The sequence below is a fragment of the Gordonia sp. HS-NH1 genome (assembly GCF_001418765.1).
Classification (GTDB): domain Bacteria; phylum Actinomycetota; class Actinomycetes; order Mycobacteriales; family Mycobacteriaceae; genus Gordonia.
The window spans coordinates 33,603-60,008 of sequence record NZ_LIYC01000019.1; the positions used below are offsets into that span (position 1 = coordinate 33,603).

General features: G+C 65.3%; 22 protein-coding genes and 1 pseudogene. 12 read left to right on the plus strand and 11 right to left on the minus strand.

Annotation, left to right across the window (positions count from 1 at the left end; all coding sequences use genetic code 11):
• Window positions 1–81 precede the first annotated feature (81 nt).
• The gene (locus tag AMD30_RS14290) at window positions 82–1,854 is read left to right on the plus strand and encodes a penicillin-binding transpeptidase domain-containing protein (protein WP_055476075.1); all 1,773 of its coding nucleotides are present in this window, start codon (window positions 82–84) and stop codon (window positions 1,852–1,854) included.
• Window positions 1,855–1,924: 70 nt separating this feature from the next.
• Here the strand turns inward: AMD30_RS14290 and AMD30_RS14295 are convergent.
• Window positions 1,925–3,523, minus strand: a pseudogene (locus AMD30_RS14295) (alkaline phosphatase D family protein).
• Between the two features lie 132 nt (window positions 3,524–3,655).
• On the opposite strand from AMD30_RS14295, the gene AMD30_RS14300 reads away from it, so the two are divergent.
• From AMD30_RS14300 to AMD30_RS14320, 5 genes are all read left to right on the plus strand, one after another.
• Entirely contained in the window at window positions 3,656–3,880 is a 225-nt protein-coding gene (locus tag AMD30_RS14300; RefSeq protein WP_010843269.1) for an amphi-Trp domain-containing protein, read from the plus strand.
• Window positions 3,881–4,275: 395 nt separating this feature from the next.
• Window positions 4,276–4,497: a PASTA domain-containing protein gene (locus AMD30_RS14305; protein ID WP_055476103.1), complete on the plus strand. Its 222-nt coding sequence runs from the start codon at window positions 4,276–4,278 to the stop codon at window positions 4,495–4,497.
• Between the two features lie 744 nt (window positions 4,498–5,241).
• The gene (locus AMD30_RS14310; protein WP_055476076.1) at window positions 5,242–5,760 is read left to right on the plus strand and encodes an OsmC family protein; all 519 of its coding nucleotides are present in this window, start codon (window positions 5,242–5,244) and stop codon (window positions 5,758–5,760) included.
• Between the two features lie 274 nt (window positions 5,761–6,034).
• Complete coding sequence (locus AMD30_RS14315) at window positions 6,035–6,526, plus strand: 5' nucleotidase, NT5C type (protein WP_055476077.1); 492 nt, start codon at window positions 6,035–6,037, stop codon at window positions 6,524–6,526.
• 9 nt (window positions 6,527–6,535) lie between these two features.
• Window positions 6,536–7,615, plus strand: a complete 1,080-nt coding sequence (locus AMD30_RS14320) for an HNH endonuclease (protein WP_055476078.1) — start codon at window positions 6,536–6,538, stop codon at window positions 7,613–7,615.
• Window positions 7,616–7,664: 49 nt separating this feature from the next.
• On the opposite strand, the gene AMD30_RS14325 is transcribed toward AMD30_RS14320, so the two are convergent.
• Window positions 7,665–9,338: an alpha/beta hydrolase gene (locus tag AMD30_RS14325; RefSeq protein ID WP_055476079.1), complete on the minus strand. Its 1,674-nt coding sequence runs from the start codon at window positions 9,336–9,338 to the stop codon at window positions 7,665–7,667.
• A gap of 5 nt (window positions 9,339–9,343) precedes the next feature.
• Complete coding sequence (locus tag AMD30_RS14330; protein ID WP_084817267.1) at window positions 9,344–9,943, minus strand: LppA family lipoprotein; 600 nt, start codon at window positions 9,941–9,943, stop codon at window positions 9,344–9,346.
• Between the two features lie 588 nt (window positions 9,944–10,531).
• Between AMD30_RS14330 and AMD30_RS14335 the strand changes: the two genes are divergently transcribed.
• Window positions 10,532–10,858, plus strand: a complete 327-nt coding sequence (locus tag AMD30_RS14335; RefSeq protein ID WP_055476081.1) for a WXG100 family type VII secretion target — start codon at window positions 10,532–10,534, stop codon at window positions 10,856–10,858.
• Window positions 10,859–10,895: 37 nt separating this feature from the next.
• Here AMD30_RS14335 and AMD30_RS14340 read toward each other — a convergent pair whose 3' ends face one another.
• Both AMD30_RS14340 and AMD30_RS14345 read right to left on the minus strand, forming a co-directional pair.
• On the minus strand, window positions 10,896–11,495 hold the full coding sequence (locus AMD30_RS14340; protein ID WP_084817271.1) for an LppA family lipoprotein: 600 nt from the start codon (window positions 11,493–11,495) through the stop codon (window positions 10,896–10,898).
• A gap of 71 nt (window positions 11,496–11,566) precedes the next feature.
• On the minus strand, window positions 11,567–12,169 hold the full coding sequence (locus tag AMD30_RS14345) for a hypothetical protein (protein ID WP_055476082.1): 603 nt from the start codon (window positions 12,167–12,169) through the stop codon (window positions 11,567–11,569).
• A gap of 269 nt (window positions 12,170–12,438) precedes the next feature.
• On the opposite strand from AMD30_RS14345, the gene AMD30_RS14350 reads away from it, so the two are divergent.
• Window positions 12,439–13,164: a GNAT family N-acetyltransferase gene (locus tag AMD30_RS14350; RefSeq protein ID WP_055476083.1), complete on the plus strand. Its 726-nt coding sequence runs from the start codon at window positions 12,439–12,441 to the stop codon at window positions 13,162–13,164.
• Between the two features lie 19 nt (window positions 13,165–13,183).
• On the opposite strand, the gene AMD30_RS14355 is transcribed toward AMD30_RS14350, so the two are convergent.
• The gene (locus AMD30_RS14355) at window positions 13,184–14,140 is read right to left on the minus strand and encodes a hypothetical protein (protein ID WP_055476084.1); all 957 of its coding nucleotides are present in this window, start codon (window positions 14,138–14,140) and stop codon (window positions 13,184–13,186) included.
• Window positions 14,141–14,291: 151 nt separating this feature from the next.
• Here AMD30_RS14355 and AMD30_RS14360 point away from each other — a divergent pair, with 151 nt between their 5' ends.
• Window positions 14,292–16,043 (plus strand): DUF3556 domain-containing protein, encoded by a 1,752-nt coding sequence (locus tag AMD30_RS14360; RefSeq protein ID WP_055476085.1) that lies wholly within the window; start codon window positions 14,292–14,294, stop codon window positions 16,041–16,043.
• Between the two features lie 35 nt (window positions 16,044–16,078).
• Here AMD30_RS14360 and AMD30_RS14365 read toward each other — a convergent pair whose 3' ends face one another.
• Window positions 16,079–17,038 carry a DMT family transporter gene (locus AMD30_RS14365; protein ID WP_055476086.1) on the minus strand — a complete coding sequence of 320 codons (960 nt, stop codon included), beginning with the start codon at window positions 17,036–17,038 and terminating at the stop codon, window positions 16,079–16,081.
• 36 nt (window positions 17,039–17,074) lie between these two features.
• Between AMD30_RS14365 and AMD30_RS14370 the strand changes: the two genes are divergently transcribed.
• From AMD30_RS14370 to AMD30_RS14380, 3 genes are all read left to right on the plus strand, one after another.
• On the plus strand, window positions 17,075–17,671 hold the full coding sequence (locus tag AMD30_RS14370; RefSeq protein WP_055476087.1) for a TetR/AcrR family transcriptional regulator: 597 nt from the start codon (window positions 17,075–17,077) through the stop codon (window positions 17,669–17,671).
• Window positions 17,672–17,772: 101 nt separating this feature from the next.
• Window positions 17,773–18,249: a hypothetical protein gene (locus tag AMD30_RS14375; RefSeq protein ID WP_044507520.1), complete on the plus strand. Its 477-nt coding sequence runs from the start codon at window positions 17,773–17,775 to the stop codon at window positions 18,247–18,249.
• 73 nt (window positions 18,250–18,322) lie between these two features.
• Window positions 18,323–20,059, plus strand: coding sequence for a SulP family inorganic anion transporter (locus AMD30_RS14380; RefSeq protein WP_014925055.1), 1,737 nt, complete (start codon window positions 18,323–18,325; stop codon window positions 20,057–20,059).
• Window positions 20,060–20,081: 22 nt separating this feature from the next.
• On the opposite strand, the gene AMD30_RS14385 is transcribed toward AMD30_RS14380, so the two are convergent.
• The 4 genes from AMD30_RS14385 to AMD30_RS14400 form a co-directional block, all read right to left on the minus strand.
• Window positions 20,082–21,407, minus strand: a complete 1,326-nt coding sequence (locus AMD30_RS14385) for a PucR family transcriptional regulator (RefSeq protein WP_055476088.1) — start codon at window positions 21,405–21,407, stop codon at window positions 20,082–20,084.
• Window positions 21,404–22,825 carry a phytoene desaturase family protein gene (locus tag AMD30_RS14390; RefSeq protein ID WP_055476089.1) on the minus strand — a complete coding sequence of 474 codons (1,422 nt, stop codon included), beginning with the start codon at window positions 22,823–22,825 and terminating at the stop codon, window positions 21,404–21,406. The genes AMD30_RS14385 and AMD30_RS14390 overlap by 4 nt, the downstream gene beginning before the upstream one ends.
• The gene (locus AMD30_RS14395) at window positions 22,822–24,684 is read right to left on the minus strand and encodes a DUF3556 domain-containing protein (RefSeq protein ID WP_055476090.1); all 1,863 of its coding nucleotides are present in this window, start codon (window positions 24,682–24,684) and stop codon (window positions 22,822–22,824) included. Before AMD30_RS14395 ends, AMD30_RS14390 begins: the two co-directional genes overlap by 4 nt.
• Window positions 24,685–24,804: 120 nt before the next feature.
• Window positions 24,805–26,271, minus strand: coding sequence for a class I adenylate-forming enzyme family protein (locus tag AMD30_RS14400; protein ID WP_055476091.1), 1,467 nt, complete (start codon window positions 26,269–26,271; stop codon window positions 24,805–24,807).
• Window positions 26,272–26,406: the final 135 nt, after the last annotated feature.

The window sequence follows — 26,406 nt, forward strand, 5'->3', positions numbered from 1 at the left end:
GCAGCGACCATAGCGAACCGCTATCGACCCATTGCGTGCCGAAACTTGGCATCGCGGAGCTTGGATGGGTTGGCTCGGGGCATGCGTCGATGGTGGGCACTCCTGAGTGCATGTGCGGTGATCGTGGGTACGGTGTCGGGCTGCTTCCTGTCGTCGGAGTCGCCGGAGGACGCGCTGCGGTCCTTCGCCGCCGCCCTCCAGGAGGGCGATCCCTCCGGCGCCGCTGTACTCACCGACGATCCGGTCGCGGCGAACGCGGCGATCGCAGCGATGTTCGACGGCATGGGTCAGACGCCGAAACTCTCGGTCACCGGCAGCCTCGTCGACGACAAGGAGGTCAGTGGCACCCTCGATCACCGGTGGCAGATCCGCGACCGCAGCGTCGCGTATCAGACCTCCGTCGTTCTCGCCGAGACAGATTCTGGATGGCGGGTCCGGTGGCAACCGTCCGTGCTCCATCGGCAGCTCCGTGCCGGAGAGTCGTTGTCGTACAGCGACGACCGCGCGTATCGAACCCCGGTTCTCGACGCCCGTGGTCGACCGCTCATGACGTGGCAGCCTGTCACACTGGTGAATCTGGAACGCGCGCAGCTCGGTTCGGCAGATGCGCTCGCACGTGTACTCCGGCCCATCGAACCGGGCATGACCGCTGCGGGGATCCGCGCGTCCTTCGACGGCAACACTGCTCCGCAACAGACCGTCATCCGACTTCGCAGCTCCGATCTCGTCCGGGTCGAGCGCGACGTCAAAACCATTCCCGGCGTCACGCTCAGTGAGCAGGGCGCACTGCTCAGCGCGACGAAAGCTCTTCACTCACCGGCGATGTCGGGACTCGAGGACATCTGGCGTACGACCATCGACGCCACGGCCGGCTGGTCCGTCCAGATCGTCGACGCCGAGGGCACACCCACCCACCTCGTGGACTCGGCGCAGCCTGGTGCGACGCCCCCGGTGCGTACCACCCTCGATCGGGACATCCAGACCCGCGCGCAGCTCGCCGTCGACGGTGAACGACGCCCGGCCATGATCGTCGCCCTCGAACCGTCGACCGGCGGAATTCTCGCCGTCGCGCAGAACGACGCAGCGGACAGGTCGGGATCGGTGTCGCTGTCCGGCCTGTACCCGCCCGGGTCGACATTCAAGACCATCACGACCGCCGCCGCTCTGGATGCCGATGCGGTTCAGATCGGTTCGCAGGTGCGCTGTCCGGGACGCGCCACCATCGAAGGCCGGACCATCCCGAACGAGGACGACTTCGACCTCGGGACCGTGCCACTGCCCACCGCGTTCGCGCGGTCGTGCAACACGACGATGGGCGCCCTCGCGAACAAGCTCTCCGACGATGCAATGACCACGATGGCGCGGCGATTCGGCGTCGGCGCGGACTTCACGGTCCCCGGCCTGACAACCGTGACCGGTTCGGTGCCCAGGGCCGACTCCCCCGCGTTGCGGGTCGAGAACGGTATCGGTCAGGGCACCGTGACCGTGAGCCCCTTCGGCCTCGCCCTCGCCGAGGCGAGCCTCGCTCGCGGCGAGACCGCGGTTCCCACCCTGGTTCAAGGGCAACGAACGACGGGAGACGTCGAACCCCAACAGATCTCCGATCGTGTTGTCCGAGCGCTCCGAAGTATGATGCGGGACACGGTCACTCGTGGCACGGCGACCGCACTCCGTGACATCCCCGGGCTCGGTGGCAAGACCGGCACCGCGGAATACGGTGACAACAAGAACCCGCATGGCTGGTTCGCCGGGATCGTCGGGGACCTGGCGTTCGCAACACTCGTCGTGGGCGGCGGGTCGTCGGGTCCTGCGGTCGAGGTCACGGGTGAGTTCCTGCGCCCCTTGCGAAATTAGAGGTGTCCTCGACAGTGCGTGATTCGTAACGGTTTCCGGCACTGATCCCGCACTCCGCGGGGCCCCGGTCTCAGCGCTCCGGTTCCAGCGCCTTGCGGTACAGCGTCCTGCCCGACGCGTCGACCAGATCCACGCTCAGCACCTTGGTCCTACCGTCGATCGTCACCTCTCCGAAGTGCTGGAATCCCTCGGCCGGTGACACATTCGACTCGGTCGGCGCGTGCACGAACTCGTACTCGGCGCCGAACGTGCCATCCAGCGGACTCTCGGGGAACGCCCCGGCATGCAGCGGTCCGGCGACGAATTCCCAGAAGGGCGAGAAGTCCTTGAACGACCCGCGATCCGGCTCGTACGAGATCGCTGCGGTGTAGTGGACGTCGGCGGTCAGGAACACGACGTTCGGCACGTTCTTCGTCTCCGAGAGGATTCGCGCGAACGCGATCTCCCGACCCAGCGGGTCACCGTCGTCGCCCTGGGCGACGGCCTCCATGGCCTTGGGGCCGTTCGCCGGTGTCGTGTTCTTGTCCCCGACAACAATACTCAGCGGCAGGTCGTTGGCGACGACCTTCCATGTCGCGCGCGAACCCCTCAGTCCGTCGATGAGCCACTGCGTCTGCTCGGCGCCGAGGAGACCGTTGACGTTGCCTCTCGACCAGGCTTCCGGATTAGGGTCCTTGTAACTGCGCATGTCGAGAAGGAAGACATCGAGCAGCGGGCCGTAGGAGATGGTGCGATACAACCGATCCGACGCGCCGACCTCGACGGGTTGCCACTCCTGCCATGCCTGGCGTCCGTTGCGCGCAAGTACGTCGACGCTCATCTCGGTGTAACCCTCGCGGCCTTGTCCGGACAGGCTCTCGCCGGGGAACCAGTTGTTGACGACCTCATGGTCGTCCCACTGCACGAGCTGCGGGACGGATCCGACGAAGCGTCGGAAATGCTGGTCGGTGAGGTTGTAGGCATAGTTGCCGCGGAACTGATCCACGGTCTGTGCCACCTGTTCCTTCGCCGGGCTGGTGATGTTCCGGTAGAGCGTGCCGTCGTTCTGCTCTTGCGTCGGCTCGACGGGGTTGTCGGCGTAGATGGCGTCGCCGGAGTGGATGAAGAACTGCGGTTCGCGGTCGGCCATGGTGGAGAAGATCGTCAGGCCGCCCATGTCGGGATTGATACCTCAGCCCTGGCCGACCACATCGCCGGACCACTGGAACCTGATGTCGCCTTCGCGCACCGGCGCGGTCGTGAAGGTGCCACTCACCGGTTCGGAGCGCGCTCCGTTCTCACCCTCGAGGGTCACGCGATAGTGCACGACCTGTCCCGGTTCGAGGCCGGCGAGACGTAGCCGGCCGGTCCCGTCGGTTGCTGGAGTCAACATCGGACCTCGCAGCGTGCGTGCACCGCTGAAGGATTCGGTCGAAGCAGTCTCGACGATCATCGTCGCCGGCCGATCCGACCGCGCCCACACCAACGCTCCACCACTGGTCACTTCCCCGGTGGCCACGCCGTGGGTGAGAACGGGCCGGTTCCTGACCAGGCTCGGCGCCGCCGCGCTCGGGTTCGACGATCCGCAGGCCGCGAGTGCCGATCCGACCGGGACGAGGAGCGCGCCCGCAGCGGCGGTCCGGAGGATCGCGCGACGTGACGGAGTCCCGACTCGTTGAGATTGGGTCATGGTCGTCAGGGTCGCGAAACACTTCCAATGCACCGTGAAGCGCGGGTGACGAGAAGGTGTCCGCACAGCGATCCGGCGTTTCCGGCACGCCTGCCGCTTGACCGGACATACCCGGTCGGCTCAGATGGACTGATGAGCGACGAACTGTTCGAGCACAAGACCAAGACCGAGCTGTCCCGTGAAGAGGCCGCGAAGAAGATCCACGAACTCGCGGACGCGATCGCCCGTCACAACGAAGTGTCCTTCGTGGAGAACAACAAGACCGTGCGCGTCGACATCCCGGCCACGGTGCAACTGAAGATCGAGATCGAACGCGGTGAGGACGAGTCCGAACTCGAGATCGAGATCACCTGGTAGACAGACGACAACGGCACGCGATGCGTGCCGGAGTTGTGCGACGTCGGACGATCAAGCCACCGGTGAACCTGGTCCTCCGAACAAACCAAATCGCGCTGACCGTCTGTGCAGTCATCCCTTGTCGTCCTACAGTTCGGGTTCGCAGTTTCGTGAGTTTGCCGAATCGAGGACCCATGCGCGCTCGACACTTTCCTCTGACGGTTGCCCTCGTCGCGATTTTCGCGGTCAGCGCCGCATGCAGCACAGCGGAACCGGAGGCGGAGTTGCCGACATCGACTCGGTCGGCCACCGAGGAGGCACCGACGACAACGACTGAGGTGACGGACCCATCGCCACCTGCGCCCGCTTCTCAGCGCACTACCGGAACCCCGCCGCCCGTCGATGAGGTGTCGATCATGCCGAACGTCGTCTGCATGAATCTTCAAGATGCACAGAACGCGATCCAGGCCGCTGGAGTCTTTTTCTCCCGCAGCGAGGACGCCAGTGGCCGTGGTAGGTCGCAGATGATCGATAGCAACTGGATCGTCGTCGGGCAAACGCCAGCCGCTGGAGCAACATTCACCGAGGGTGAGGCCGTGCTGTCCGCGGTCAAGATCGGTGAATCAAACCAGTGCTGAACCATGTCGCCTGGGGGCTTCGCGTCGTAGCGGCGGCCGGACTGGCACTCCTGGTGGTGTCCGGGTGTTCCGCCGATCGACCAGCGGTAACCGAATCCAGTGCACCTAGCCCAGTCACATCCGCGACTGTGTCGAGTGTCCGCGTTGCCCAATCACCCGCCACCTCATCGAGTTCGACATCCGTCGCCTCACCAACTGTCCCTCCCCAGGTAGTACCCGTTGTCGTGGAAGGCGCCGAGTGCGGTCCACGAGGGGCGACGGCTCAGTTCTCGGACGGCGCCATGGCCTACTGCTCACGACTCGCCGGCACCGACGGTGCCGCGTGGTCTCGCTCGCCCGGCGTTGCTCCGAATCCTGGCGTGCCGACGACCCCTGTCGGACCGTCCCTTGGGGATCGGTGTATCGGCGCAGATATCGGACGCACCGCGACAGACGCCGCTGGGAACTCGATCGTTTGTGACAACTACCAGTGGCAACTCGACACCGGCCAGGAACCCAGTCATCCGTGGGCGGACGAGCAGCGGAAGTGGACAGAGTGTCTCGAAACCAACAGTGTCGAGCGATGTCGCGAGATCCACGGGAATTGAACGAATCCCAATCGGACGTTGGACGGCCCATCCGTCCGCGCAGGATGCTCCTCCCGGTAGCAACATCCAAGTGTTCCGCTCACACTGACGCAGAACGTCGTCGTACTGGGCGGTGGCAGATAGCTTCGTCGGCAAACCGCACTGTCGAAGGAGCACCATGACCGAGACCGCCACCCGCCTCAATGACGTGGACATCGCCGCTGTCGGCGAACTGGTCGAGGCGATCCAGGGCGACGCCACCAAGGCGCAGACGACGTGGGCCGCGCACGTCCAGTGGAACGGCTCGTTCGCATCCGAGGCGCGGATTCGCAACTTTTCGCCGGTCGCGTCCGACGAGCCCGCCGCGCTCGGCGGCAGCGACACGGCACCCAACCCGGTCGAGCAACTGCTCGGCGCCCTGGGCAACTGCCTCGCCGTCGGCTATGCAGCGAATGCCACGGTGGCGGGCATCGAACTCAAGGACCTGCGGATTGATGTGAAGGGCGACGTCGACCTCCACGTCTTCCTCGGACTGGCGGAAGGACATGCCGGCTTCCAATCCATCACCGCGAAGGTGACAATCGACTCCGACGCCCCGCGCGAGAAGCTCGACGAGCTGCACGCCAAGGTCCAAGCCAGCTCACCTGTCGGACACACTCTCGGCAACGCGGTGCCGGTGGAGATCGTGTTGAACTGAGTTTCGGAGTTCTCGGACTCGGCGACCGTCTGGTCGAGATCCGAAAGAGGTTGGGCGAGTGTACGTCAACGTGCGCTCGCCCAGTCTTGTTTGTGCGGACGGGGTGCAGCCCGCGGCCGGGCAATCGCCAACAGTCAGGCTGTCGGACCCTCGACTTATCCTGTGGCTGTCGAGTGATCGAAGTTTCTTCCCGAACGCGAGTCCGACGCGAAACGTTGTGTGAAGGAACGAACTACTGCCACAAGTAATCCAACAGAGAAGGAACCGCACATTCATGACAGATGCTCCCGCGGGTGCCGCAAGGAAAATCCTTTACATCGACATGGACAACACGCTCGTCGACTTTCAATCCGGCATCGACAGACTCAGCACGGTCGAGCGCCGGAAGTTCGAAGGCAGCCTCGACGATGTCTCCGGCATCTTCTCTCTCATGGACCCGATGCCCGGCGCCGTCGAGGCGTTCCATGATCTGTCGAGACTTTTCGACACCTACATCCTGTCGACGGCGCCCTGGGACAATCCCCTCGCCTGGACCGAGAAACTGCTGTGGGTGAAGATGCACCTCGGACGAGACGAGAATTCGCCCGCTCACAAGCGCCTGATCCTCTCGCACCACAAGAACCTCAACCGGGGCGAGTTCATCATCGACGACCGGACCGCACGTGGCGTGGATCAATTCCAGGGAACTCATATCCACTTCGGGCAGCCAGACTTCGAGAACTGGGAAAAGGTTGTCGCGCACCTCCGACCGTTCGCGGAGTCGTAGACTTCGCTCGTGCCCGCCCCCGCCGATCCCCTGGCTCTCGGTCAGAAGCTCGTTGCGATCCTCGAGAGCGGAAGGCGCACAGCCACGTACAAGCTCGCTGTCCTGGTGGCGCTGCTCGACCTCGCCGTCGAATCGGTTCCCGAGAATCCCGAGGCGCCGGTGGACATCGATCTCGACGAACTCACAAGCCGCGTGATCGAACTGTATTGGCGTCAGATGCGGCCCCTCGACGGCAACCAATTGCGGCAGTCCAGCGACGGTCGAGGCGTCATCCTCGACGCCGTCGCCGGCCTGAGGTCCCAGACGACCGGGCCACGCGAGCTCGGTGTCGGACTCATCGCGTCGCGCGATTCAGGAGCGTACATGGCGGCCCACTCCAGGGTGAAGCGCACTCTCATCCGGTACCCGCTGAAACTGTTGCAGAACCTGACATTCGGCGACGAGAACGAACGCTTCCTCTACGACGACTCCTGGATGGGGACCGACTCGCGCACAGCGGTTGCCAGTCACGGCAATCGGCTCACACTGTTCCCTGGTGTCTGCCTCACCCTCGCCCGCCTCGCACCGCTGTTGAAACCAGCCTTCCAACTCGCCTGGGTCGACGATGTCCGACGCATGAACAAGGCCGTCCTCGACGACGGTCCGGACCTCGCCGGTCACCTTTTCGGCGCCGACCGAGTGTCCCTACAACGAGCGGGTGACGCGTTGGCGGACAAGTTCGGTCCGTCGTGCTTCTACTGCGGGACAACGACAACGCGTGTTCGGCACATCGATCACGTCTTGCCGTGGTCGCGCGTCGGCATCGACGGCCTGACCAATCTCGTGACCGCCTGTCAGAGTTGCAACATCAACAAATCCGACCGCCTGCCGGCTCCTGTCCATGTGGAGAGAGCGCTCGACCGTGGACGCAAGGTACTCGACGAGATCGCCGCCGAGATCAACTGGCCGAGCCACTACGACCGCGTCGTCGCCGCAGGTCACGGGCTCTACGCGACACAACCAGTCAACACCCCGGTCTGGCTGAGCCGCAACAACATCACGACACTCTCACGCACTGACATCGACTGGCGTCGACCGGAGACGAGCTGAATCCACTGTCACGCCGATGAACCCGATTGCCGGCGCCCCGGGGCCGCGCTCAGTCCGGGGACAAACCGGCCAGAATTCGAGCCATCAGGTAGCCGGACACCCGCAACTCACCGTTCTGCCCGTTCCGGGGATAGTCAGAGTGGATGTACGCACCCTCGCGTTCGACGCCGTCGGCGGTGGTCCTGCTGTTCACATCAAGGTGCTCGAGTTTTGTCTCTATCGGCGCCGGGCCGTTCGGCCCGCCGCCGACATGCTCGATGAAGTCGCTCGTGCCCATCATCACGTATCCGTGACCGTCGTTCAGCCCGAGTTCGGGTTCGTCGTTGGCCTCGAAACCAGGAGATCCGTAGAAGACGGCCTCATCAACTGGGTGGCCACCGGGGTCCTGTAGTGCAAGTCCCTGTGTCAGCGACCCGTAGGAATGACCCAGCGCGACGATATGCGGATCATCTTTGGTCGATGTGGCGTCGATCGCCCGGTAGAAGTTCGCGAGGTCAATCGCACCATCGCTGGCACGGTCCTGTTGTGCAACCTCGAGATAGGGGATCCCAGAAAAGCGGCTGCTGTCGTTGTCTGGCGGCTCGAAATCGAGCCACGAAATTGTCGAGACCTTTTCGTTGCCGCGACCTGCGTCTCCCAGCCCCTCAAGCGTCTGTCGACGGAGTGCTGCAGACTCGTCAAGCATGGAACCGAAACTGTTCCGAATGTTGGTATCCAGGCCGGGCGTCGTTACCGACACGTGGTCGGCATCATCCGGATTGCCCAATGCTATTGCAGCCTTACCCTGTTCGCCGGAGAACATGTCCAGCACCAAGAGCATTCGCCCGTCTGGGTTGCTCACGGAATCCCATTCGCCCTGGCCGATCAGTTCTTGCAACTTCCTGACGTCGTCGATCTTCTTCTCGACCTGCTCGAGCTCCGCATCTTCATTGCTAAACAGACCCCACAACTTGATCTGTTCCTTCAGTTGATCTCGACGATCCTCGAGTTGCTTCAGCACCGAGCCCAGTCGGGCGACATTCGCCTCGTGCCGGACTGGGGAGGGGATGCCATCAACATTTCCCAGCAGTTCGGGGCGATCGCGTAACAGATCGTGCTGCTGTTCGGGAGACAGCGCGTCCCAGTACGCCTTCACCTCGTATGGAGTCTTGTCCTTGGGCGGTTCGAGGGCGGTCAGTCCGCCCTGTTCAGCGCCGGCCTTCATGGCTTCGTCTACTGAGGCGGCTCCGTGCGTCGAGATCGTGCCGTTCCGGATCGCATCGAACACCCTGGCGGCGTCACCATCGATGTCGGCCGCCTGCGTGATCAGTGCTTTTGCCGCTGTCTCCAAGGACTTGCGCAGATCCTCGCGGGCCTCGTCATCGTCCTGCTCTGACGTCGGCGCCGCGGTGACGGACCCGTCGTTGTGGATGGTCATCCGAGCACCCGAGGCTTGAGCGCGAAGGCCGGCCAGCCGACCTTTCAGGTGATTGACCGCTGAGGATGTCTCGACCGCGAGGTGCCGCGCTGCGCCAAGGACGGCGGCCTCGTCTCGGAGGTCGTCGGCGGTGAGGGTGTAGAGCTGGCGAGCGGAGTCTGCTCCCTCGCTGTACCACCCTGGCAATCGACTCGCTGTTCGGAGAGCGTCGTCGACCTCAGAAACCGTGGTCACCCTCTTCCCGAGCGAGTCGGCCATCGTGTCCAGCGCCCCGGTGTTCCAGGCATCGATGGTGGCCAGATCCATCGGCTTCAGCCTTCACCTGCGGGTGTCACGTTCGTCTGCAATCTGGGTGGGGTCGGCACCGCCGGACCTTTCGGGAGCCGGCACGACGTTCGGATCGACAGCACCGCTGCCTTGAACGACGAAAGATTTATCGTGGCGTTCTCCGAGTTGGAGAAGCGGATCTCTCGGTCACCTGGCACGCTATTTATTGCCGACTCATAAACAATCCCGCGGTCGCTGGCAGCCTTCCGGACAATCGCGACAGCTTGCAGCCACGCCTCCTCGCCGATTGGCACGTCGGACACCCACATAGCGAGGTCCACGCTCATCCCGTCGGTATCCAGCCACTCCCCGGAACACGAGCGACGGTCGTCCGGGTAGTGATCGCCAGGCTCCGTCGTCGACTCGAACCGCACCCCCGGCGCGATCGCCTCGATTTGCTCGACCAGCGACGCCCGCACCCCGCGGTACTCCTCAAGAGTCGCCTCCAAACTCGGCAACTCACGAAGCTGACCATTCAACTCAGCAAGCCGTTCAGCCGACACCTCCTCGGTCGGACCGAACGTCGCCTGATTGACCGCCGAACACCCCGAGACGAGCACACCGACCACCAACAGCGCACTCAAACATCGCCTACGCATCAACAGGCCCCCTGACCCTGTCCGACGAGGCTCACCTCCGCCTCCGACACCGTTCAACGCAGCAGACTCGGAGAGAGTTCACCGCACTGCAGAGAATGTACATGCTGGCGACGGGGGGTCGGATGTCTACTAACCGGGTTGAGGTCGATCCAGAAGCTCTGTGGTCGGCAGTTCACACAGTCTCGACCACCGGCGACGTTGCCCTCACGCAACTGGAGAGCAGCGTTACCGCGATGGCTGGGTGCCGCGCCGGCTGGGCAACAAGTGCATCCCAAGGTTTCGCTTAACCCGCTGATATTTCCGCGCGCCATACGTCGATAGAGCCGGATCCTTCGCGGTTAGCCCTGGCCGGCGACAGGGGAACGAGGCTGTGAAGCAGGCGGTGTCGGAACCGCCGGGCCATCAGGCAGTCGGCAGGCGTACGGACGCACTCACCAAACGCCCACGCATCATCGAGCCCCCTGACCCTGTAGGCGGGGACTACCCGCTGCCCGCCGACCTCATCACACGCAGCACCTCGGGTAGAGTTCACCGCACTGCCGAGAAGGTACATGCTGGCGACGGGGGTGTCGGATGTCTACTAACCGGGTCGAGGTCGATCCAGAAGCTCTGTGGTCGGCGGCTCGTACAATCTCGGCCACCGGCGATGTGGCCAACACACAACTGCAGAGCAGCGACACCGCGATGGCTGGGTGCCGCGCCGGTTGGGCGACGCGTGCGTCTCACGGTTTCGACGAGTTCATGGACCGTTCCGAACGCTTCACCAGGGACTTGTCACTCAAGCTGGCGGACATCGAGCAGGCCACTCGGGCGGCCGCCGCCCACTACGAACGCAGCGACAGCAAGTCCGGCCGGCGGATCGCCGAGTCGACCGGTTCCCCACGACTGCTGGATCTCTGACCCGCGAGCCATTCGTCCTATATCGAGACCATCGCCGTCAGCCCTCGCCCGGGACAGGAGGACGAGGCTGAGAGGCTGGTGGGGTCGGCACCGCCGGACCTATGGGGAGCCGGCACGGCGTGCGGATCGACAACACCGCCGCCTTGTTCGACATGAGCTTCAGTGAGGCGTTCTCTGAGTTGGCGAACCGAATCTCCCGGTTACCCGGCGTGTTCTTGAACGACGACTCGTACTTAATCCCACGATCCCTGGCCGCGATACGTACCAAAGCAACCGCCTGAGGCCAGACTTCCTCACCGATAGGCACATCCGAGACTCGCGCATCCAGCTGGACGGTCACACCGTCAGTGTCCAACCACTCGCCGGAACACGGCCTACGGTGGTCTGGGTAATGGTCTTGCGGGTCCATGGTCGACTCAAACCGCACCCCCGGTGCGACCGCCTCGATCTGCTCAACCAGCGAGGCCCGCACCGCGCGGTAGTCATCAAGCGTCGCTTCCAGGCTTGGCAGCTCACGAAACTGCCCGTTCAACTCCGCAAGCCGTTCGGCCGACACCTCCTCTGTCGGGCCGAACGTCGCCTGGTTGACCGTCGAACACCCCGATACGAGCACACCGACCATCACCAGCGCACTCACCAAACGTCCACGCATCAGCGATCCCCTGACCCTGTACGACACCTCACCGACATGAACTTCGACACGAATGGTCAACCACGCGCATCCGAGAGACAAAGCAACCGGTAATGCGCCTCGTGCTCCCCGTCCACCGCTCCCTCGGCCCCGTAGTAGAACATCAGCGTCGAATCAGCGGCTCCCGCGTTGATGCAATCCTGTTTGGCGTCGGGATGGTTCTGCGGCAACGGGTGGTCGACTCGCGCGTCCACCTTCCTCGCGCCGGGTTCGGTGCACGTCACCCGCTGTGGCCGCTGCGGTGGCAACTCAGACGAGATGCACTCGCCCCGTTGCACATTGTTGATGGATTTCGAGGGATCGATGTCTTTCGGTCCCACGCACAGGGCTACGCGCTCCGGCGACGTCAGGGTCACCGTGCGCTCGACCCCGTCCACCTCGACACATCGAGCGAACTCCGTCAGCTCGACCACCGCGTAGACCTTGTTCACCGCACGCGGCGACGAGCACGGGACGCGGTCGAACACTGTCCCCGTCGCGTTCCACACCACACAGTCACCCACAGCGAACGTTCGTTCCCTGTCCGCCCCGCTCTGCCCGTCGCGGAATGCCGTCATGAGTCCGACGGCAAGAACGACCACGCCGAGGACGATTCCACCACCGATCAGCAGTGCGACCATGCATCCGCTCCCCTGCTTCCTCGGCGGCGGAGTACGGTTCACCGGGGCGCCGAAACCGGGATGCGGGCCGGGATATTGGGTAGGCCAGGGAGTTCCGGGATTTGGTCGGTGAGAGTATCCCGGTGGATAAGGCGAATTCACACGGCGGACAGTAGCAGCGCGCGCCGAGCACGTTCCCGAATCCATCCACAGACTTCAGCACCCACGTGCAACCCCGCATCCGATGTGCCACCTCGGATGTCCCCACGTTGCAGGCGTATCGTCGCCGTGTGACCGACCGCATCACCGACGAACAAGCCCCCGAACACGGGGCTGCAGGTCACCCGCTGCTCGACAACCCGGCCCTCGCGGCCCTCACCGGACCGCACGCCCGCTTCGCCCAGCGGCACGGCGGGGCCCTGCGGTATCACCCAGACGTCTGCCCCATGGCGGCACTCCCCGACTCTCCCACCGAGCAGGACTGGTCAGATGCCGCCGAACTCGTCGGCCCGAGCGGTTCTCTGTTCCTGCCGGTGGTCACGAATCGCCCACCCGCCGACTGGGATACGACAATGGACCTGCCCGGCGTCCAGATGATCGACGTCGGCGCCGACGCGAGACCAGACGACGAAGCCGTCATACTCACGGCCGCGGACGTGCCGGAGATGACCGACCTGGTCCAACGCACCCGCCCTGGACCTTTCCGCCCGCGCACCATCGAGATGGGCACCTACCTCGGCATCCGACGCAACGACCGGCTCATCGCGATGGGCGGCGAACGGTTGAGCCTTCCGGGTTACACCGAGATCAGCGCCGTCTGCACCGCCCCGGAATTTCGCGGTCTCGGGCTCGCCTCACGACTCGTACTCGATCTGGCACACCGCATTCGGAATCGCGGCGACACCCCGATCCTCCACGCCGACGCCCGAAACGTCGGCGCGATCCGGTTGTACCAGCAACTGGGGTTCGTCGTTCGCCGAGAGGTTCTGTTCCAGGTCTTCACTGCACCACAGTGACCGCACCGACCGATCTCGATCAGTTCCGCTTCAACGACTTCGCCAGCGGGGCGATCTCATCGAGGTAGATGGAAGCCAGCACGTCCGATTCGTCGGCCATGTGCCGCACCCGATCGGCCTCCGCTCGATCCCATTCGGTGGCGACGACGTGCTCGAAATCGTCGATCCCACCGACACGGTCGAGCCACTCCTGCTTCTCCTGACGCTGCTGGATCTGCGCGACGATGTGCCAGTAGCCGGCGAACGCCTCCAGACGCCGTACGAGTTCGTCCAGTCGGCCTGACAGCAGGAGCGACTTCTCGGCAAAGGTGGAAACCACTTCCGGGTCCGAAGCCAGGTGCCCCGACGGGGCCTCGCCGAGTATCGCGAACTGGTCTCGGAGGCCGACGGCAGCGTTCGCGATCGCGGTGACCTCGCCGGTCAGGTCGACGCGCACGGAGTGGCGATCGAAGAAGTCCAGCCGCCACGCGGGGATGTCACTGATGCGCTCGGCAACCGCAGCCGTCATCCACGCGATCTGTCCTACCGGGTCAGATGACAGGCGTCCGAGTTCGTCCGCCCCATGTCCGCCTCGGCCATCGGCATCGTCGGGTCCGTCGTCGCCGCGTCCCACCGATCGACCACACCAGATGTCCAGCGCCAGGACGACGAACCCGCCGGCATCCCTCGCCCCTTCGTCAGCGCCAGGGTCAGCACTGTCCAGTCGATCCCGAATCGCCCGGCACGCCCCCTGGCGCCGGGCCTGCGCCGATCGAAGGGTGGCGTCGAGGTCGCCCAACGGGTCGACCGGGGACTTCTCGGGCCCCCGCGCCGGGAGTGGGTTGTCGGAGGTCACCCGTGCGGCCGACCTCCGGTTGCGGATGTCGTCACGCATACCGCTGAACATCGCCGAGAACGCGCCGATCGCCATGCCCAGCAAGACCACGAGAGCAGCCGCGAGCACCACCACGAAGACGGCGACCACGACGTAGGTCATGGATCCAGTGAACCACGACCCTCGGGCTCGGTGGTCGGATTGACAGCGAGGTCCGAGCCCTGTTCAGCGCGCGACCGAGAGCCGCGACCACGAACGAAGATCATCGCGAAGCGACACCAAGCAAGCACTTGGTTTGCTAGGTTCTCCGTCGATGGGATTCCTGAAACAGACCACCCCGGAGATCGACTTCCCGACGTGGAGTCGCGGAACGCGCGCGGAGAAGATCAAGCCGATGGCCCGGCACTGGGCCGAAGTCGGGTTCGGGACGCCGGTGGCACTGCATCTGTTCTATGTGGGCAAGATCCTCGCCTACGTCCTCGTCGGCTGGGTCATCGTGATCAGCACCCCCGGCATCGACGGCTTCTTCGACGTCACCACCTGGTACGACGAGCCGATCGTCTTCCAGAAGGTCGTGTTGTACACGATGCTGTTCGAGGTCGTGGGCCTCGGATGCGGATTCGGTCCGCTGAACAACCGATTCTTCCCGCCGTTGGGATCGATCCTGTACTGGTTGCGGCCGAAGACCATCCGGCAGCCGCCGTGGCCGCGAATCCCGCTGACAGCCGGCGACTGCCGCGGTCCCGGTGATGTCGTTCTCTATGGCGCGCTCCTCGTCGTACTCGTCATCGCGTTGTTCAGCCCGGGGTCCGGCGCGATCCCCGAACTGGGCACGACGGTCGGCGTCCTTCCCAGCTGGCAGATCTGGGCCGTCGTGGGTCTGCTCGCGGCAGTCGGGTTACGCGACAAGACCGTCTTCCTCGCGGCGCGCGGCGAGGTGTACGGCGCGTTCGCGGTGGCGTTCCTGTTCAGCGGTGTCGACATGATCATCGCCGCCAAGTTGGTGTTCCTCTGCATCTGGCTCGGGGCCGCGACGTCGAAGCTGAACAAACACTTCCCGTTCGTCATCGCGACGATGATGTCCAACAATCCGATCTGGCGGTCCCCGAAGATCAAGCGCAAGTTCTTCGAGCACTTTCCCGACGACCTGCGTCCGGGGCGCCGCTCGCGATGGATCGCCCACTTCTCCACGGCCGTCGAGGGACTCGTCCCGCTCGTCCTGTTCTTCTCGCACGGCGGGTGGGTGACCGCCGTCGCGGCATCGATCATGCTGATCTTCCACTTCGGCATCCTGTCGTCGATCCCGATGGGCGTGCCTCTGGAGTGGAACGTCTTCATGATGTTCGGCATCGTGGCGATCTTCATCGGTCATCCCGGCATCGGACTCACCGATCTCCAGTCACCCTGGCCGATAGTGCTCTTCGCAGCCTCCACAGGTACCGTCATCGTCGGAAATCTGCTGCCGCGCAAGGTCTCGTTCCTACCGGGTATGCGGTACTACGCCGGCAACTGGGACACGGGCCTGTGGTGCATCAAGCCGTCGGCGTCGGCCAAGATCGAGAAGGGCATCGTCGCCATCGCGTCCATGCCGGCCGCGCAACTCGAACGCTTCTACGGCAGCCCCGAAGCGGCCCAGATCCCGCTGTACATGGGATATGCGTTCCGCTCGTTCAACAGTCACGGCCGCGCATTGTTCACGCTGGCGCACCGCGCGATGCAACCGATGCGCGAAGAGCAGTATGTGTTGACCGACGGCGAACGCATCTGCAGCACCGCGATGGGGTGGAACTTCGGCGACGGGCACCTCTCGAACGAACAACTCATCGAATCCTTGCAACGGCGTTGCCATTTCGAGCCAGGCGAGGTTCGGATCGTACTGCTCGACGCGCAACCGATCCACCGCCAGACCCAGGAGTATCGACTCGTCGATCCGGCGGTCGGTGAATTCGAACGGGGATACGTGCGTGTGGCCGACCTCGTCACCCGGCAACCGTGGGACGACCAGGTTCCGGTCACGGTCACCTGGCGCGCCGACGAAGGCCAGGCGGACGAACACGCCGGGTGAGAGCGGCAGAGGCCTTCCTCACCGCCCCTCACGCCTCAGGGAGCAGCGGTTGCCGTACGCGCTTCCGCCTCGCGCCGATCGCGGGCTTTTGATGACGGCGGACGATTCACCACCCAGGTGGCGCTGCAGGCCATCGCCAGACCGAGACCCGTTGCCCATCCAAAGGGTTCGCCGTACATCGCCGTCCCCCACAATGCCGTGACGGGCGGCATGAGGAACATCAGCGTGTTGACCGAGGTGACGCCGGATCGTCGTAGGAGCACCCAGTACAACCCGTAGCCACCGAGTGTGGACAGAACAGTCAGCCAGGCGATCGCCAACCAGAAGGTGCCATCCGCGGGCGGTACCGCCACTCCCGCGAGAAGTCCTGCCGCGGTGAAGATCACCGCGGACGCCCCGCAGTGGATCGCCAGGACGACCGTGGGTGAGGGCGAGTCGTCGACGCGTCGTTCGAGAAAGGTGGCCGCGACGAGTGCAGCCATTCCGAGCAGGGGTATGAGGTAGGCCCACCAGGGCGCAGCTGCCGAGGATGCCGCGTCCGACCAGGTCACGAGAACGACACCCGCCGCACCGACGAGCAGACCCCACCACTGGCGTCGATGGGTGACCGCACCGAGCAGCGGACCCGCCAGTGCGGCGACGACGAGCGGTTGGACGCCGTCGATCAGTGCGGTCGTCCCGGTACTGACACCCAGCGCGATCGCCCAGTACACCGTGACCGTGTAACCCGCTTGGGAAAGACCCCCGACCACGAGCTGAGAACCGAACCACCTCAGTGACATCGGCGCCAGACCCCGCCGACGCCACAGGAAGTACACGGCGCCGCCGAGCACGGCCGCCACCACCAGGAATCGCCACATGAGGATGGTGAGCACCGACGCCTCGGCGGCTCCCAGCTTCGCCCCGATGAAGCCCGACGACCAACAGACGACGAACGCCGCCGACATCGCGAAGGTCACCCACCGCGCCGGTATACCGATCTGTGAAGTCTGCATGGATGCGACTTTACCGATCGGTGTAGTGTTTGTCATGTGACCGCTGAGACCGCACCCCCGACCGTGGACTGGACACCCAAGGCCCGACTCATCCTCGAGGCGGCCTCCGAGCTGTTCTACGAGCGCGGAATACATGCGGTCGGCGTGGACTCCATCGCGGAGGCCGCGGGAGTCACGAAACGCACGCTCTACGACCGCTTCGGTTCCAAGGAGCAGGTGGTCGTCGAGTATCTACGCGCCCGCAACGCCGCCTGGCAGGAGTTCCTCCGGTCCCGACTCGACGCAGCCGACCCGACGCCGAGCGCCCGACTCGCGGCGGTCTTCGACGCGACGCGGGACTGGTCGGCCGCCCGAGGCCACAAGGGGTGCGCGATGATCAACGCGCACGCCGAGATCAGCGATCCCGACCACCCGGCGTATCCGATCATCGTGGGGCAGAAGCACGATCTGCGTGACCTTCTCACCTCGATCGCCACCGATGCCGGGAGCCCCGATGCGAGCGCACTGGCACGACGGTTGTTCATCCTGCACGAGGGCGCGCTGGTGACCGCCGGGATGGGAGTCGAACCCGATGCCCTCGACGCCGCTCGGGACGTCGCGCTCGAGATGATCGGCGGGCCGCAGGCGAATTGACGAACTCTTAGCGGCGAGATGTGTTCCGCAACAACGCCGTGCGGAGTAGATCTGATCCGGTGACCTTGTTCGACCTACTGCCCTCACTGAAAGGCGTCACCGTGACCAGAACGTTCGAAACCGCAACGTGGGGAACCGAGCTGCGCTCCTGCGGCGCGGACGTCGTCGCCGGCGACCTCTCGCTCCGCGCGGAATCGCTGCATCGCAAGATCGCGTTCTACCTCGATGCCGATGGTGAACCGGTCTGCCAGTCCTTGTGCCCTACCTCGGTGTGGTTCCCCACGCTGGTCACCCGGATCACCTCTGCGGTCGTCGCACGCGGTCGCGTCGTCGTCCACGTCGACGCCACTCTCCCGCTCCACTCCGCGCTGCTCGACGTCGCGTTCCCCGGGTCGCACCTCGCGGGCGCCACCATGGCCGACATCACCGTGGTCGATCTCTCCCGGCATCGTCGCACCATGCACGCCGAGGTCCCCGCCCACCTCACGGTCACCGGCACCATCGCGCTGGCGCTGTCGCCCGTGATCCCGCCGCGGACACCGACCCAGCGGAACGTCTCTCGGTCCGTCACCGCCTGACCCGTTCGAACCGGGCACGATATCGACTCGGCAAAGAGAAGCCGAAACCGCCGCAAAGGCCCATAATCGCTTGATGCAACCGGAAACGGTGTCACGGTTCCTGCCCGGGCTGGGAGTACTCCGCGGCTACGAGAGGTCGTGGTTGAAGGGCGACATCGTCGCCGGCATCGTGCTGACCGCCTTGCTGATCCCTGCGGGCATGGGATACGCGGAGGTCGCCGGCCTTCCACCGGTGACCGGCCTCTACGCGACGGTGATCCCGCTGCTCGTCTACGCCGTCGTCGGACCGTCGCGCATCCTCGTCCTCGGCCCCGACTCGTCGCTGGCCCCGATCATCGCGGCGTCGATCATCCCGCTCGCGGCCTTCGACGCGGAGCGGATCGCGCTCGCCGGAGTCCTCGCCATCGAGGTCGGCGTGGTCCTACTGATCGGCGGACTGCTCCGGCTCGGTTTCGTCACCGATCTCCTGTCCAAGCCGATCCGGATCGGCTATCTCAACGGGATCGCGCTGGTCGTCGTGCTCAGCCAGTTGCCGAAACTGTTGGGCTTCGGCGTCGACGGCGATTCGGTCATCCAAGAGGCGATCAACATCGTCAAGGGCGTCGCGTCCGGTGACGCCGAATTGCTTCCGTCGGTCATCGGCATCGCCTGTCTCATCCTGATCTTCGGGCTCAGGTATTGGCGCAAGGCCATCCCGGGTGTACTCGTCGCGGTCGTTGCCTCGATCGTCGCGGTGGCGGTGTTCGGCTGGTCCGACGACCTCCCGGTCGTCGGCGCCATGCCTCGCGGCTTCCCGTCGCCGTCTCTGGAAGGCGTGACACTAGACGACGTCATCAGCCTCATCGGCCCGGCAGTCGGTATCGCGCTGATCGCCTTCGCGGACACCAGCGTGCTGTCGCGGACCTTCGCGGCTCGCGCCGGCGACCAGGTCGACGGCAGCCAGGAGATGGCGGCCATCGGCACCGCGAACATCGCCACCGGGTTCCTGAGCGGATTCGCGATCTCGGCGTCGTCATCCCGGACCCCGGTGGCCGAACAGGCCGGGGCCAAAACGCAACTCGCCTCGGTCGTCGGGGCGCTCCTGATCGTGGTGTTCATCTTCATCGCACCGGGGGTCACCGCCTACCTCCCGTCGGCCGCGCTGGCCGCCGTGGTGATCGCCGCAGCGATCTCTCTCATCGACATCTCCGGCGTGGTCGCGCTGTTCCGCGCCAACTGGGTCGAGGGCGCGCTGTCGATCGCCGCGTTCCTGGGTGTCGCGCTGATCGGTGTCCTGCAGGGCATTCTGGTCGCGATCGGCCTGTCGTTCATCGCGTTCGTGAACCTCGCGTGGCGTCCGTACCGGACGGAACTCGGCCGGGTTCCGGGAGTGCGCGGCTACCACGACGTGACCCGCCATCCCGAGGCCGAACGCATCGACGGCGTGCTGATCATCCGGTTCGACGCACCACTGTTCTTCGCCAACGGCGGCATGTTCGACGACTACGTCCGCGGCAAGGTCCGCGAGGCGAGAAAGGCCGGGCGAGAACTGCACACCGTGATCATCGCGGCCGAACCCATCGTCGACATCGACGCCACCGCGGTCGACGAACTCGTCGAGCTCGACGACTATCTCCGCACCCACGACATCACACTCGTCTTCGCGGAGATGAAAGACCCGGTGCGAGACATACTCCGACGCTATGACCTCCGTGTCGACGGCGAACCCCGGTTCGACGACTCGCACTTCGCGCCCACGACCGGTGCGAAGATCGACGAGATCACCGGGCAACCCCGGCGGGACATCGAGCGATCGGACGACCAGGCCTGACGCCACGACCGGCCACCGACACTCAGCGCGCGAACATCACCGGGCCGAGGAACTCGCAGACCGTCAGCGCCAGAGCGAGATCCAGGCGGTCACGGTCTCCCGGGACCTCGGCGAGTGCCTTGCCGATGCGGTACTTCACCGTGTTGCGATGAAGGTTGAGTCGTTCGGCGGTGTGGAGATGGCTCTCCTTGGTGGCGAGGTACACCGAGAGCGTCTCCCGCAACATGGAGGCGTTGGCGGTGTCCTCGGCGAGCCCACCGAGGACCTCGTGGACCCAGGCACGCGTCGACTCGAGATCCTGCGCCAGAAGAGACACCACGGCCACGCCCCGGTCACCGAATCCGATCACCCGGTCCGCCGCACCACCCGGCATGGACGCCACGGAGTAGGCGGCGCGCGCCTGCTCGTGCGTTCGCCGAAAGCCCCGTGCCCCGGATGCGGGCATCCCCACCGCGACGCGGACACCCGCCGGAACGGTTGAGCGAACCGTGATCACCGACGAGTCGTCGGTGACGTCCCTACCGGTCAGCGGAATCCACGCCCACACGGTCGAACGGTCGATGGCGGTGACGATCGGCGTGACGCCCCCGCCGAGTCGGGCGCCGAGTTCGCGGGCCGCATGGGTGAGCCCGATGAGTTCGCGCGGTTCGTCCTCGGACGACCAGAGGATCAGCGCAAGATGACGCCGGTCGAGCTGGTACCCGGTCTCGGACTCGAATGCGCGCTCGTCGGGTTCGGCACTGTCGAGGAACGAGAGGATGGCCGCTGACTGGACGTTCCCTTCGACCCCCAGCCATCGCCGACGCTCGTCCTCGTACGCCTCGAACACGTACAGGGAGATCCAGTCGATGTAACCGAACAACACGTCGGAGATGTGCCGTGTCAGCGCCATCGATTCCCCGGCATCGAGGTCGAGATCTTCGACCAGTCGATAACATTGGCGCATCACGCTGTTCTGCCCCAGATGGTAGGCCCGGACGAGCGAGTTCGAGGGCACGTCCCGTTGTGCCAGTCGCAGTGCGTATTCCACCGCGGCTGTGGTCGGTTGCAGGTGCTCGATCGGGATGTCGTTCGCGAGGACGTGGATGATCGTGGAGACGTTGCCGTGCACACTCGCCTCGAGCAGTTCCACGAGCTTGGGGTCTGTGTCGAGCTGATCGATCTCGCGGGCCATCATGGCACTCAATTCGGAGACGATGTCGGACACGTTGTCCTGCAGTGCCTTCGCGATCACAGCTGCTTGCTCGAGCAGTTCGGACCCGGCGGACGCGGGAACCCCTGCAAGCCGGTCGCGCGCGGCGTCCCCCGCCGGAGTCCGCAGCGCCCGCGACGGTCGCGAGGCGGTCATCGTGACGACCGCGCGTACCGCAGCGCCGACTCCGCGGCGTGGTAGCCGCACAACCCGTGGATACCGGCACCCGGCGGACTGGCCTGTGAGCAGATGTACACGCCCGGAACGCCGATCGCGTACGGATCGAGCGCTGCCCGGGGCCGCAGGACCATCTGCAGGCCGTCGTTCGCTCCGCCGATGATGTCCCCACCCGCGAAGTTGGCGTTGGATGCGTGAAGCTGTTCGGTACCCGCGCTCGCCGTCGCCACGATCCGGTCGCGGAACCCGGGCGCGAACCTCTCGATCTGGGCGACGACCTGTTCGGTGGCATCACCGTCGAAGCCACGAGGGACGTGCGCGTAGGCATAGATCGGATTGAGCCCGCCCGCGCTGCGACCGGGGTCGGCGATGTATTGCTGGCCGAGCAGGACGAACGGCCGCGGAACCATCACCCCTGCCGCTCGCTGTCGCTCCGCGTGCGCGATCTCGTCGAAACTTCCGCCGAGGTGCACTGTCCCGGCGCGCAGGCACTCCGGATTCGACCACGGGATGTCACCGTCGATCGCGAAGTCGACCTTGTATGCCGACGACCCGATTCGATAACGCCGGTACGAGCGGCGAATTCGGGTCGGCATCTCGTCGCCGAAGATCGAGAGAACCTGGGCCGGGGACAAGTCCAGCAGCGTGATGTCCGCCGGCGGCAGGTCGGCACGCGAGCTCACCCGGACCCCGGTCTCGATCTTGCCGCCCGAATCCCGCAGCGCCCCGACGATCGCCGCGGTGATCGCTCCCGATCCGCCTTCGGCCACCGGCCAGCCGTAGCGGTGTCCGCTCGCCGCGATCATCAGCCCGAGGGAAGCGGTGAGGGGCCGGTCCAAGCGGGAGAACAGGTGTGCCGCGATCCCGCCGTAGAGCGCACGGGCCCGCTCGGTGCGGAACCAGCGGGCGAGCGCGGTGGCCGGCAGGATGGCCCGGGGCCCGAACGACGCGAGCCGGATCGGGTGACCGGGTACGCGGACGATCGGGCGGAGCAGATCGTCGCCGAGGTCATCGAAATGCTCGGCGAGATCACCGAACATCGCCTTCCAGCGCGGTCCGTCGGCGCCCAATCCCGCCGCCGTGGCGTCGATCGACCGGAACAGCAGGCCGGCGTCGCCGGAATCGAGAGGATGTGCACAGTCGGCTTCGGGCCACTTCCACGCCAGCCCGTATCGTTCGAGACCCACCTCGGCCCAGAACGGCGAGCCCACGCCCAGCGGATGAAAAGCCGAACAGTGGTCGTGGATGACGCCCGGCACCGTCAGTTCCCCCGACCGTGCCCCACCGCCGACGGTGTCGGCCGCCTCCAGGACCTGCACGTCGACACCGTTGCGCGCCAGGTGCAGAGCGGCGGCGAGCCCGTTGGGCCCGCCGCCGACCACGACAGCTGTGGTCACTGCGGCGCCTGATCGGTCAGCCGGACCGGCGTCGCGCTGCGATCATCGGAGCGCATCTGCGGTTCATGCACCACCTCAGGATCGGTGACGGCGCGGTGAGCGTCAACGTCGAGGGTCCAGTCGACCTGGAACGGAATGGGGCCGTTCGGCAGCCACGGTTGCTCGTTCACCGCATCGGTCACCCGGTAGGTCCCGGTCTCGATCACGCCCAGCGCCGCGTCGATCACCTTGAATCGCTGTGTTCCCCGGTGGATCGGTTGGGACTCGATCCAGGCCACCGTGAACTCGCCCGGCGCGAAGTCACACCGCCTCTGCAGAGCCGCGATGAGCCGTTCGTCGTGGAGGTGACCGTCACCGAAGTTGAAGGCCACCAGGGAGTTACACGAGAACTCCGCCTCGCGCAGTGTGTAGGTGTCGATGTCCGAGCCGAGGTGACGGATCATCAGCGAATACAGCGCTCGGCCCTGACTGTGCAGAGAACGCCACGCCAGCAGCTGGTGCATCACGACGTCGGCCACGTCTGCCGGATACGACCCGAGCAGCTGGGTGCGGGTGTTCTTCGCGGGACGCACGATGTGCTGGTCGAGCTTCTCTTCGGCACCGGGTGCGAACGCCCAGGTGGCCGATGCCCAGTTACCCGCGTACTGCCGCATCGACGGAAGGAACGAGACCAGGTCTGGACGCAGGTTGCCGAGTACGGGGAAGAAGCAGAGCGCAACACCGATCAGCACCATCGCCCACGGCATCGATGTGTCGGATAGCGCGTAACCGTCCCAGGCCGGGAAGCCGAGGAACAGGAACACCGAGGCATACGCGAAGAGCAGGTTCCATTCGAGCGGAACGGCCAGGGGAAAGGTCGACAGGATGAACAAGTGGAAGCACACCATGAGGACGACCGCGGCCACGGTGAGCGTCTTGCTGGTCGAGAACAGGAGGACCAGCGGCGTGACGACCTCGACGATGGTGCCCAGGACGTGCCCGACGCCCCCGGCCAGCTTCGACGGCCGCATGTCCTCGGGGAAGTTGCGATAGTGCGCCCGCTTGATCTTCGTGCTCGGCACCCACGGGGTGTTCGACAGCATCGGTGGGATCACCATCGAGAAGTGATGTCCCAGCTTGGAGACACCGGCGCCGACCCACACCGACACGATGAGCAGTTTGAGCGCCAGGATCATGTCGAGGAACGGCAGGAAGCCGAAGAAGATCATCGCCGGGAGATACTGCTCGGAGCGCGCGGCGATGAAGATGACCTTGTCGCGCAGGCCGATCACCACGAGCAGCGCGATGAGCGGGTACATCAGGACGGGGTTCACCAGGCCCTGGTTGTCACTCATCGCTGAGTCCAGTGAACTCGATGCGACTCCCGGAAGCGCGATCGCCACAGCGAGATTCGCGAGGATCAGGGCGTAGACCGCGATGTCGAACGCGGTGCGGGAGTCCCCCTTGGTGAAGGGCACCTTCCCCGGCCACGGTGGGAGCCGGATGGTCTGGGGACGAAGCCAGTACAGAAACCCACCGGTCATGGGTTTGAAATGACCGGCCAGTGGTCCCCACGACCCCCCGATACCCAGGACCTCCACCAGAACGGTCCACAAGACCAACTTCTGATAGACGACCGGCTGGTTCCACCACTCGGCCACGTGCAGCGGATCGAGTCCGGATGTCAGGGTCGCGAGCGCGATCCCGACGCCGCCGTAGAAGACGAAGACCTTCATCAGATAGATCAGATGCACCATCTTCGGCGTGCCGAAGCCATGATCGGCCCAGTGTGCCCCGAGGACGCGGATCCGGTCGAAGAACGGCCGCTGGAGGAATGTCTCCGGTTTTACCTGGGGGAAGTCTGGTTGGGTGAATCCCATTGCTGTGCACTCCTTGTCGTTTGTCTGTTGTCGGGTGGTGCGCCATCGCCGGTGTCGGCGCGCGGTTCACCGCCCTCGGCGCCGCGGACGGGCGCGGGGGTCGGGCGGGTGAGTGAGGGATCAGACGGTCTGCGGACTTCGGAGACCCGACCGCAGCGCGGGCTTGTCGATCTTCCCGACAGGATTGCGCGGGAGTTCGTCGACGATGTGGATGATGCTCGGTCGCTTGATCTTTGCCAGCCGGTCGGCGAGGTGATCACCCAGGACCTCCGCGTCCACTCCGCGGTGTGGGTATGCGACGACGAACGCGACGGGCAGCTCGCCGTAGAGTTCGTCCGGCGCCCCCACGACCGCGCACTCGAGTACGTCGGGATGGGTGGCGAGGGCGTTCTCGATCTCCTTGGGGTAGATGTTCTCCCCGCCCCGGATGATCATGTCCTTGATCCGGTCCACCAGCGTGAGGTAGCCGTCCCCGTCGAGGCGGCCCACGTCACCGGTGTGCAACCGGCCGTCGACGATGGTCGCCGCGGTCTCCTCAGACCGGTTCAGGTAGCCGCGCATGACATTCGGTCCACTGATGACGACTTCACCGATTTCGCCGACGGGCACCTCCGCGCCCTGTTCGTCGACGATGACGATCTGCTGACCCGGAAGCGCAGGGCCCACGGTCCCGAGTTTGCGGACCCCGTCGACCGGATTGCAGGCCGACGCACAGGTGCCCTCCGTCAGGCCGTAGCCCTCGACGACTGGTATTCCGAAGGCGCCCTCGACCCGGTCGAGCAGTTCCCTGGAGATCGGGGCGGCCCCACACACCGCGAACCGGAGGGGACCGGTGGCCTCGGCGGTGAGCCCGTCCTGCGATACGAGAAGCGCGTAAATCGTTGGTACGGCCGAGAAATACGTCGGGGTGAGTCGTGCGACGTCATCGAAGAACCGGGACGGCGAGAATCGTCCGGTGATGCTCAGCTGTCCGCCCGCGAGCATCGGGGCCAGAAAGCTGACGCAGATGGCGTTCACATGGAACAGCGGCAACACCAGGAGCGCATGGTCGGCCTCGGTGAGACCGAAGTGCGTCACCATCGTCGACGCCATGTAGTGCAGGTTGCCGTGCGACAACCGGACGCCCTTGGGCCTGCCGGTGGAACCGGAGGTGTAGACCAGCAGTGCGTCATCATCAGCTGCCGGCGGATCCGACCCCCGCCAGCCCGGACTCGGCGCGGTCGCCAGCTCATCGGCCACGAGATGGACACGGCCGGGCCCACTTCCTCCGGCGCTGGTGCCGATCACGACTCGTGTCCCGGAGTCCGCCAGCTGATACTCGGCCTCCTCGGAGGTGAAGGCCGGGTTGACCGGTGTGGCGACCGCGCCGATCCGCCATGCCGCCATCAACGTCACGAGGAGTTCGACCCTGTTGGGCAGGAAGGTCGCCACCACGTCCCCCCGTCGAACGCCAAGGCTGGTGAGCTGTTCGGCGAGACCCTCGACACGCCGGGCGAAGCCGGCGTAGTCCAGCGCGAGAACGTCATCGCGAACACACGGGGCGTCGTCGCGGTGGGTCAGATCCCATGCGAAGTACGTGCTGGTCACCGGGGTGCCTCCAAGATCCTCGTCGTCGATGTGATCCAGAACACTATGAAAATGCGAGCGGAACGGAAACGGTCGCTGAGGCCAGACTTCGTCCCGACCTTTGTGCTCGGGGGACAATCCGGACCGAGGGCACCG

Coding starts and splice junctions, on each gene's coding strand:
- AMD30_RS14310 (WP_055476076.1), top strand. CDS start 5,242: ATGACCGAGACCGCCACCCGCCTCAATGACGTGGACATCGCCGCTGTC.
- AMD30_RS14335 (WP_055476081.1), top strand. CDS start 10,532: ATGTCTACTAACCGGGTCGAGGTCGATCCAGAAGCTCTGTGGTCGGCG.
- AMD30_RS14305 (WP_055476103.1), top strand. CDS start 4,276: ATGCCGAACGTCGTCTGCATGAATCTTCAAGATGCACAGAACGCGATC.
- AMD30_RS14385 (WP_055476088.1), bottom strand. CDS start 21,407: ATGACCGCCTCGCGACCGTCGCGGGCGCTGCGGACTCCGGCGGGGGAC.
- AMD30_RS14395 (WP_055476090.1), bottom strand. CDS start 24,684: ATGGGATTCACCCAACCAGACTTCCCCCAGGTAAAACCGGAGACATTC.
- AMD30_RS14325 (WP_055476079.1), bottom strand. CDS start 9,338: ATGGATCTGGCCACCATCGATGCCTGGAACACCGGGGCGCTGGACACG.
- AMD30_RS14355 (WP_055476084.1), bottom strand. CDS start 14,140: ATGACCTACGTCGTGGTCGCCGTCTTCGTGGTGGTGCTCGCGGCTGCT.
- AMD30_RS14315 (WP_055476077.1), top strand. CDS start 6,035: ATGACAGATGCTCCCGCGGGTGCCGCAAGGAAAATCCTTTACATCGAC.
- AMD30_RS14345 (WP_055476082.1), bottom strand. CDS start 12,169: ATGGTCGCACTGCTGATCGGTGGTGGAATCGTCCTCGGCGTGGTCGTT.
- AMD30_RS14290 (WP_055476075.1), top strand. CDS start 82: ATGCGTCGATGGTGGGCACTCCTGAGTGCATGTGCGGTGATCGTGGGT.
- AMD30_RS14300 (WP_010843269.1), top strand. CDS start 3,656: ATGAGCGACGAACTGTTCGAGCACAAGACCAAGACCGAGCTGTCCCGT.
- AMD30_RS14365 (WP_055476086.1), bottom strand. CDS start 17,038: ATGCAGACTTCACAGATCGGTATACCGGCGCGGTGGGTGACCTTCGCG.
- AMD30_RS14360 (WP_055476085.1), top strand. CDS start 14,292: ATGGGATTCCTGAAACAGACCACCCCGGAGATCGACTTCCCGACGTGG.
- AMD30_RS14380 (WP_014925055.1), top strand. CDS start 18,323: ATGCAACCGGAAACGGTGTCACGGTTCCTGCCCGGGCTGGGAGTACTC.